The 7,141-nt window shown below is 42.8% G+C and carries 5 protein-coding genes; 2 read left to right on the top strand and 3 right to left on the bottom strand.

Annotated features, from left to right (window positions below):
- The first annotated feature begins 511 nt into the window (after positions 1-511).
- Positions 512-2,566 carry a PAS domain-containing hybrid sensor histidine kinase/response regulator gene (locus tag MNV_RS18115; protein WP_096207346.1) on the top strand — a complete coding sequence of 685 codons (2,055 nt, stop codon included), beginning with the start codon at positions 512-514 and terminating at the stop codon, positions 2,564-2,566.
- A 215-nt stretch (positions 2,567-2,781) separates the two neighbouring features.
- Here the strand turns inward: MNV_RS18115 and MNV_RS18110 are convergent, their stop codons facing one another.
- The 3 genes from MNV_RS18110 to eif1A form a co-directional block, all read right to left on the bottom strand.
- Positions 2,782-5,166 carry a CheR family methyltransferase gene (locus MNV_RS18110; RefSeq protein WP_096207345.1) on the bottom strand — a complete coding sequence of 795 codons (2,385 nt, stop codon included), beginning with the start codon at positions 5,164-5,166 and terminating at the stop codon, positions 2,782-2,784.
- Between the two features lie 3 nt (positions 5,167-5,169).
- Positions 5,170-5,748 (bottom strand): chemotaxis protein CheB, encoded by a 579-nt coding sequence (locus MNV_RS18105; RefSeq protein WP_096207344.1) that lies wholly within the window; start codon positions 5,746-5,748, stop codon positions 5,170-5,172.
- A gap of 251 nt (positions 5,749-5,999) precedes the next feature.
- Positions 6,000-6,314 carry a translation initiation factor eIF-1A gene (eif1A, locus tag MNV_RS18100; RefSeq protein ID WP_218838068.1) on the bottom strand — a complete coding sequence of 105 codons (315 nt, stop codon included), beginning with the start codon at positions 6,312-6,314 and terminating at the stop codon, positions 6,000-6,002.
- 471 nt (positions 6,315-6,785) lie between these two features.
- Here eif1A and MNV_RS18095 point away from each other — a divergent pair, with 471 nt between their 5' ends.
- Positions 6,786-7,112 carry a hypothetical protein gene (locus MNV_RS18095; protein WP_096207343.1) on the top strand — a complete coding sequence of 109 codons (327 nt, stop codon included), beginning with the start codon at positions 6,786-6,788 and terminating at the stop codon, positions 7,110-7,112.
- Positions 7,113-7,141 lie beyond the last annotated feature (29 nt).

Here is a 7,141-nt window from a genome sequence, read left to right as displayed (position 1 = left end):
AACTTCACCAGCGTGTGGACGTGCTCACAGAAAAAGATTAATCGCTTTGTGCCCGACATCAGCATCATAGGCATCCTATCATTTCAACAATCAAAGGTATGGTTTTCCCGTGTAAGAGATGTGAGGAGGAGATTCGCATTTAGGGAAATTAAATATCTCTGTACATAGTGATGAGGTTATTTCAATCATAAAGAGAAAGAAGGAGGAAGGAAAGTGACGGACTCCGCAATAAAATTTGCGCGGCATCTGCGGGGTGCTTCTTCAGTCTATGTTTTTGATCACAATATTGTTAAAGCCTATGAACACGAGTTTCATTTCTTAGGTCGTCTTTCTTGTATATGTGTATACACTCTTCGTGGTGAGAGCGACAACGTCAGGATTATGCAATATCTGACTATAGAAATGTCTAGATAACAATGGGATGCATGGGAAATCTATTAATGAAATTGAGTTCAAGTAAAGGATGGAACCAGTTATATAGGTTGGATTGCTGCTATTTTGAGAGATAAAAATGGTGAAAGATAAAGATAAGACTAAAGAGCAACTCGTTAATGAATTGGCGGAACTGCGTCGAAGGACTGCCGAATTAGAAAGATCAGATACCCAGCACAAGCGTGCTGAGGAAGCGATGGGTGAATCAGAAGCAAGCTATCGAAGTCTTGTTGAAAGCGCAAGGGATGTTATCTTCACAATATCCACGGAAGGGACGATTACTTCCCTGAACCCCGCATTTGAAACGATTACTGGCTGGTCACGTGATGAGTGGCTTGGCAAAAATTTCAAGTCTCTTTTCCATCCGGATGATTTACCTTTCATAAAGGAGATTTATCAATGCATCCTGAAAGGAGAAATACCATCACCTAACATAGAATTACGCATTCTTTCGAAGTCAGGTGAATATGTAATGATGGAATATTCAATAAAACCGCAAACTCAGAATGGAAAGGCGGTCGGAGCATTCGGCATTGCTCGCGATATCACAGAGCGCAGGCGTTCAGAGGACCAGATACGAGAACAAGCCACTTTTCTGAGAAAGGAGATCATTGAACGCAAGCAGGTTGAGACGCAAATAAGAGAGCAAGCCGCACTTCTTGACAAAGCGCAGGATGCTATTATTGTTCGTGACTTTGATCATTGCCTCATCTACTGGAATAAAGGCGCTGAACGTTTATATGGTTGGACCGCAGAGGAAACAATAGGCAAAAATACCAATGAGCTTCTCTATAAAGAAGAGTCGCCAAGGCTCATCGAAGCTCAGAAGAGCGTAATGGCGAAAGGAGAGTGGACGGGCGAACTGCATCAGGTAACGAAAGACAGTAAGGATATCGATGTCGAAAGCCGCTGGACTCTGGTGCGCGATAATAGAGGGAAACAAAAATCAATACTTATCATCAATACCGACATCACTGAGAAGAAGAAATTAGAAGCGCAATTCCTGCGCGCACAGCGAATGGAGAGCATAGGCACGCTTGCTGGCGGTATCGCACATGACCTTAACAATGTGCTGACACCAATAATGCTGTCTCTGCAAATGTTAAATGAAAAATTAAAGGATGAACAAGGCCAGAAATTGCTGGCAATCCTCGAAACAAATGCTCAACGCGGAGCTAATCTCGTGAAGCAGGTTATGTCATTTGCACGCGGTATTGAGGGTGAGCGCAATGTTCTTCAAGCAACAAGTATCATAACTGAAATTGTGAAGATAGCAAATGGGACATTCCCGAAATATATCGAAATCAGAACTGACGTGCAGAAAGATATTTGGGCTATATCTGGAGATGCCACACAATTGCATCAGGTTCTGATGAACCTGTGTGTGAATGCCAGGGATGCGATGCAATTTAGTGGTATCCTGAGCATTTCTGCTGAAAATTTTTTAGTTGATGAAAACTTCGCACGGATGAACATTGATGCCAAAGCAGGTCCTTATATTGTTATTTCAGTCTCAGACACAGGAACTGGGATTCCTCCTAAAATACTCGATAGAATTTTTGAGCCATTTTTCACTACAAAAGAGCATGGCAAAGGCACTGGATTGGGTCTTTCAACAGCTTTAGCAATCGTGAAAAGTCACAGCGGGTTTATAAATGTGTATAGCGAGGTTGGAAAAGGAACATCATTTAAGGTCTATTTCCCCGCAACTACAACAAGTGAAACACAAAAAGCAGAGGAGCAACTGCTTGAACTGGTCACTGGGCATGGGGAATTAATTCTCGTTGTCGAAGATGAAGCCTCGATTAGCGAGATTACCAGTTCGACATTGGAGGCACACGGGTATAAAGTGATTACAGCCGAGGATGGTACACAGGCAGTAGCATTGTACGCTCAAAACATGGATAAAATCAAAGTTACCCTTATGGATATGATGATGCCTGTTATGGATGGTCAAACGAGCAGTCGAGCTATTCGTAGAATTAGTCCTGAAGCCAAAATTATCGCAGTCAGTGGATTAACAGATGAAGACAGGCTCGCAAAAGTTGCTGATTACTCAAATGCCTTTTTGCCAAAGCCTTATAATGCCACGAGGTTGTTGAAAACCATACACGAGGTTTTAAGTGCAGAATAGAGAGACTGCATTCAGCAACGTGTTTGCAGTTCGCTTTGATTATAAAAATGCCTTCGGCGCTTCGCGGTTTGTAATAGTTTAGCTGAAAATTAAGGAAAGGGGGCGTTCTCAGTATCCTATAAGCATCTCCTGAATCTTACTGAGGATTGCCTCAACAGTAAACCTCTCCTCGCCTCCATTACTGTCAATCGAACTCAAGTTCTGCTGTGCATCTTTCAACTTCTCTCCCCGCACCGCCGCTCTGTAATATCCTCAATGGCAAGAAGGATCATCTGTGTGCCAGTGCCCTCTCGATATATCCGCCTGGCATTGAGCGACATTATCTTTCGTCCTATGCTGGGGAACTCGTGCTCAATCTCGAAATCCTGGAACTGGCTATTCTTGGGGAGAATCTCCTCCAGCAGCTCTCGCAGTCTGGGAATATCCCACTGGCCCTTCCCAAGGTTATAAATGAATTTGTTCTCTATTTCTTCTGGTGAGATATTGAAATTTTTATAAAAAGCCTGGTTTGCCGTTTTCACTCGCAGTTGTGCATCGAGAATTAGAAGGGGTTCCCGTATCGTCTCCACGACGCTCTCTGCATATAAACGAGCCTCCTGAATGATTGCCTCTGCCCTCTTTTCTTCTGTGACATCTTGCGAGAGTATAACCGTGCCTACAGGTTTGTCCATGATGTCGATCAGAGGAGTTATTGTTAACTCCATGAGCCTTTTTTCACCAGACGGTACGACATGTTCAAGCGCACCCTCACGGTATGTTGTTCTATTCTCTACCACCTGCCTGATTTTTTGCCTGAGTACTTCAACTTTGATACCAAGCTCAGGACTAAAGCTGAATATACTTTTGCCAACAGTGTCTTCCTCCTTTAGTCCCCACAATAACTCAGCAGCAGGGTTCCATGTTGTGATAATACCGTTTCGGTTCAATACAATCAGGCTCTGGTTCATGCTCTGGACAATCGTTTTGTTGTACATGTTAATAGAATTGAGCTGCTCAGCCGTGCTCCTGAGTTCCTCGTTTGTAGTATCGAGTTCCTCATTTGTCGATCTGAGCTCCTCGTTGGTTGTTTCCAGTTCCTCATTGGTCGCTTGGAGTTCCTCGTTGCTGGTCTCAAGCTCTTCTGACGTAGATTGCAGCTCTTCAATAGTAGTCTCAAGTTCCTCGTTGGCAGATTTGAGTTCCTCATTAGCGGTCTCAAGCTCTTCATCGGAAGACCTAAGTTCCTCATTAGCGGTCTCCAGCTTCTCATTCAATAACTTGAATTCTTCATTCGATTTTTCGAGTTCATCCTTGCGCTTTTTATCCTCGGTCACATCGCTGCTGGTTATTATTACACCGTGCAACTCCCTATTGGGATCAATCAATGGGACAAGAGTTAGATCCATGAACCTCTTCTCACCCTTATAGCCGATAACTTCCAGTGCCTCTATTCTGACATTTATTCTTTCTCTGGTTACCTCATCAATCCGCTCCTTTATACCAGCCAATCGCTCTCCCATCCCAGTCTCAAAAAAGTTACGTCCTATTGCATTCTCGGCTTTTATCAGCCATAGCCCCTCTGATGCCTGATTCCACATTGTTATGAGGTTATTTCTGTCGATAACAATGAGACTCAGGCTGATATTCTGGATGATACTCTGGATATAGAAATCCATAACCCTGAATTCTCTTCTCGCATCCCTGATAGCCTTGTCTATGAGATTCTCCTCCAGTGCTGCGCGCTGTCCCTCTCCGACAGTCAGCCCTGCCGTAATGTCTGGGGACTTCTTGAATATTCTCCATTTCTTATCTAATGGCTTGAACAGTTTTGAACCCATAAGCATGGATTCGGATTTTCCGAAGAATATGTATCCATCCCTGTCCAGGGCGTAATGGAATCTCATCATGAGCTTATTCTGCAGGTCATGGTTAAAGTAAATCAATACGTTCCTGCATACAATAAGGTCAAGGTGAGAGATTGGCGCATCCTTGGTCAGGTTCTGCCTGCCGAAAATGACCCTCTGCCTGATAATCTTGCTAATCCTGTAGCTGCCGTTCTCCCTAGTGAAGTATTTACCGATGAATTCCTTCTTAATATTTTTGAGTTTACTCTCATTGTATATTCCACTTCGCGCTTCGATGAGGGCATTCTCGTCTATATCTGTAGCATAAATCCTTATCTCATAGTCGTAAATGGATTCTCCGAGCTTTTCGGCAAGCAGTATCCCCATCGAATAAGGCTCCTCCCCTGAGGCGCAGCCTGCACTCCATATCCTGATAGAATCGCCTTTCTTCTTTCGCGATATAATCTGAGGGATTACTTCCTTCTCAAGTACTTCGAATGCCTCAGGGTCGCGGAAGAACTCAGTCACATTTATCAACAGTGTATCAAACAGCTTGGCGTACTCATCAGGGCTGCTGTCCATCAGCTTTATATATTCAGCATAAGAGGTCAGGTTATTTGCTTCAAGTCTTTTCTGGATGCGGCGCTTGAGACTTGCTCTCTTATACTCTCTGAAATCCATGCCGCGCTCCTCGAATATCTTCTGCAATAATACTTCAAGTTCTTTAGTTTCGTTTTCAGTTACTTCTTCTTCGGCTTCGCTATCGTTTTTCGACATTTATCATTCCTCTTGATCTCTTCTGAAAAGTGTAATTATGGCCTGCGCGATATCCTGAAGCGGCAGGATAAAGTCCACCGCACCCGTAGCAATAGCAGCTTTCGGCATCCCGGAATGCTCGGAAGTCTCTTCGTCCTGCGCTATCGTTGTTCCACCCCTTTCTTTTATCGCCTTGATACCCATCGAGCCATCTATCCCGGTCCCGGTCAGGATAATTCCTATGGCCTTATCACCAAAATCAGCAGCTACAGATTCAAACATGAGGTCTATCGATGGCCTGGTGAAATGCACAAATGCTGTCGAGGTGAGATTAATTTTTCCTTGGACGACAAGCATATGCTTGTTTGGCGGTGCGATGTACACAGTAGAGGGCTGTATCGTTTCCTCATGCACACCCTCCTTTACTTTCATCTTGCAGTGCCGCTGCAGTATTTCGGCCATCAGGCTCTTATGCCGCGGGTCAAGATGCTGAACAATAAGGATTGGCACCGGAAGGTCAGAAGGTAAGCCTGATAAAAGCTCTGATAAGGCTTTAAGTCCTCCGGCCGATGTGCCTATAGCTACGATATGAAATTGGCTCATACTTAGTATCAACTCTTCTACTTAAGTCCAATTCCACCTGTTATTGAGTATATCATTAATAAATCTTAGTTTTTCCTCAGACCATTATTCAACTATTCAACTCACATTGTTTAATTACAGATATCTAACGGAGTATTTTTTTGATTTTAGGAGCGCATAAAATATGCTACGGTTTTATACGTCTAAAAAAAACATTTAGGCATACATCAAGTGACTACCACCGCACGAAGTGCGGTGCCTCTTGTTTGACATTAGATTTTCAAAAATCCCTTGCGCTCAAGCCAGTTAACCTGAGGAGGGCTGTATTTCCAGATAATATCAGCCTTTTCATTCTGGAAAGACCATGGAACAATAATAATTACGTCCCCCTCGCGGATCCATATCCTTTTTTTGATTTTACCTGGAATGCGGGTCAGCCTTACCATTCCATCCATACACCTTACTCGGAGTTTATTTGCCCCCAAAAGGCTTTCAACAGTCCCCAGGATTTCGTTCGCGCTTTTTTGTAGAATGCGAACCCTGGTAAATTCTTCTGGCTGCTGATTACTGTTTATCTGTCTATTCAATTATACCTCATGATTCCTGTTATATATAGTGGAGTTCAGAAATAACCGTAATAACCATGAGAAACAAAACCGCAGATAAACGCGGATACGTCGCCACAAATCTGCGTTTATCTGCGTTCATCTGCGGCTAATTATTCGTAAATTACAGAAACTTAAGAGCTTTACTATAGGTCTCAACCGTATGTAAAGGTTAATGATTGTTTTCACAGTGGACAGAAACGACATAGTCTGGCAGGAAGAGCAGATAGCTACTTTAAATATAATGATTAGTCGTAAATAGTACTAATATTATAAAAAAAATATACATGAAAGTTATTACTATATATATGATGGTGTTCATTGGTATATATACCTGAGATGTTAAGTTATGGGGTTGTAAGTATTAGAGCCCAGAATCAACAGAAACTTTTCTAATGGGTTCAAGAATAAGACTCTGAATCAATTCAGGGGACTAAGCAGAAGGTGAATTAAATGGAATTTAAAGAAATAAATGTACCTGAGGGTATCGTCCAGCAAATTGGTCATGAAGGGACATTTGCCGACATCACGGTTGATGTGGGAAATGGAAATCATATCTATCCCAATGCCAACCTCGATGTGTTATATGAAGATACTCTTGAGAATATAGAGAAGATGCTGGGACAGGTTCCTGGTTTCATGAAACTTCTTCCCAAAAAAGTACTCATCCATAACTGGTCTTCATGGAAGAGGGTTGAGGAAATAAACATGGAAAGAGCGAGATACCTGCTAAATACCGACGAAATGTTAGAAGAAATGCTGAGCGGAACACAGGAGTAGGTTGGTGACACATGAATATATTTGATGTA

This window comes from Candidatus Methanoperedens nitratireducens (genome assembly GCF_900196725.1).
Taxonomy (GTDB): domain Archaea; phylum Halobacteriota; class Methanosarcinia; order Methanosarcinales; family Methanoperedenaceae; genus Methanoperedens; species Methanoperedens nitroreducens_A.
This window is presented reverse-complemented; position numbering and strand designations above follow the sequence as displayed.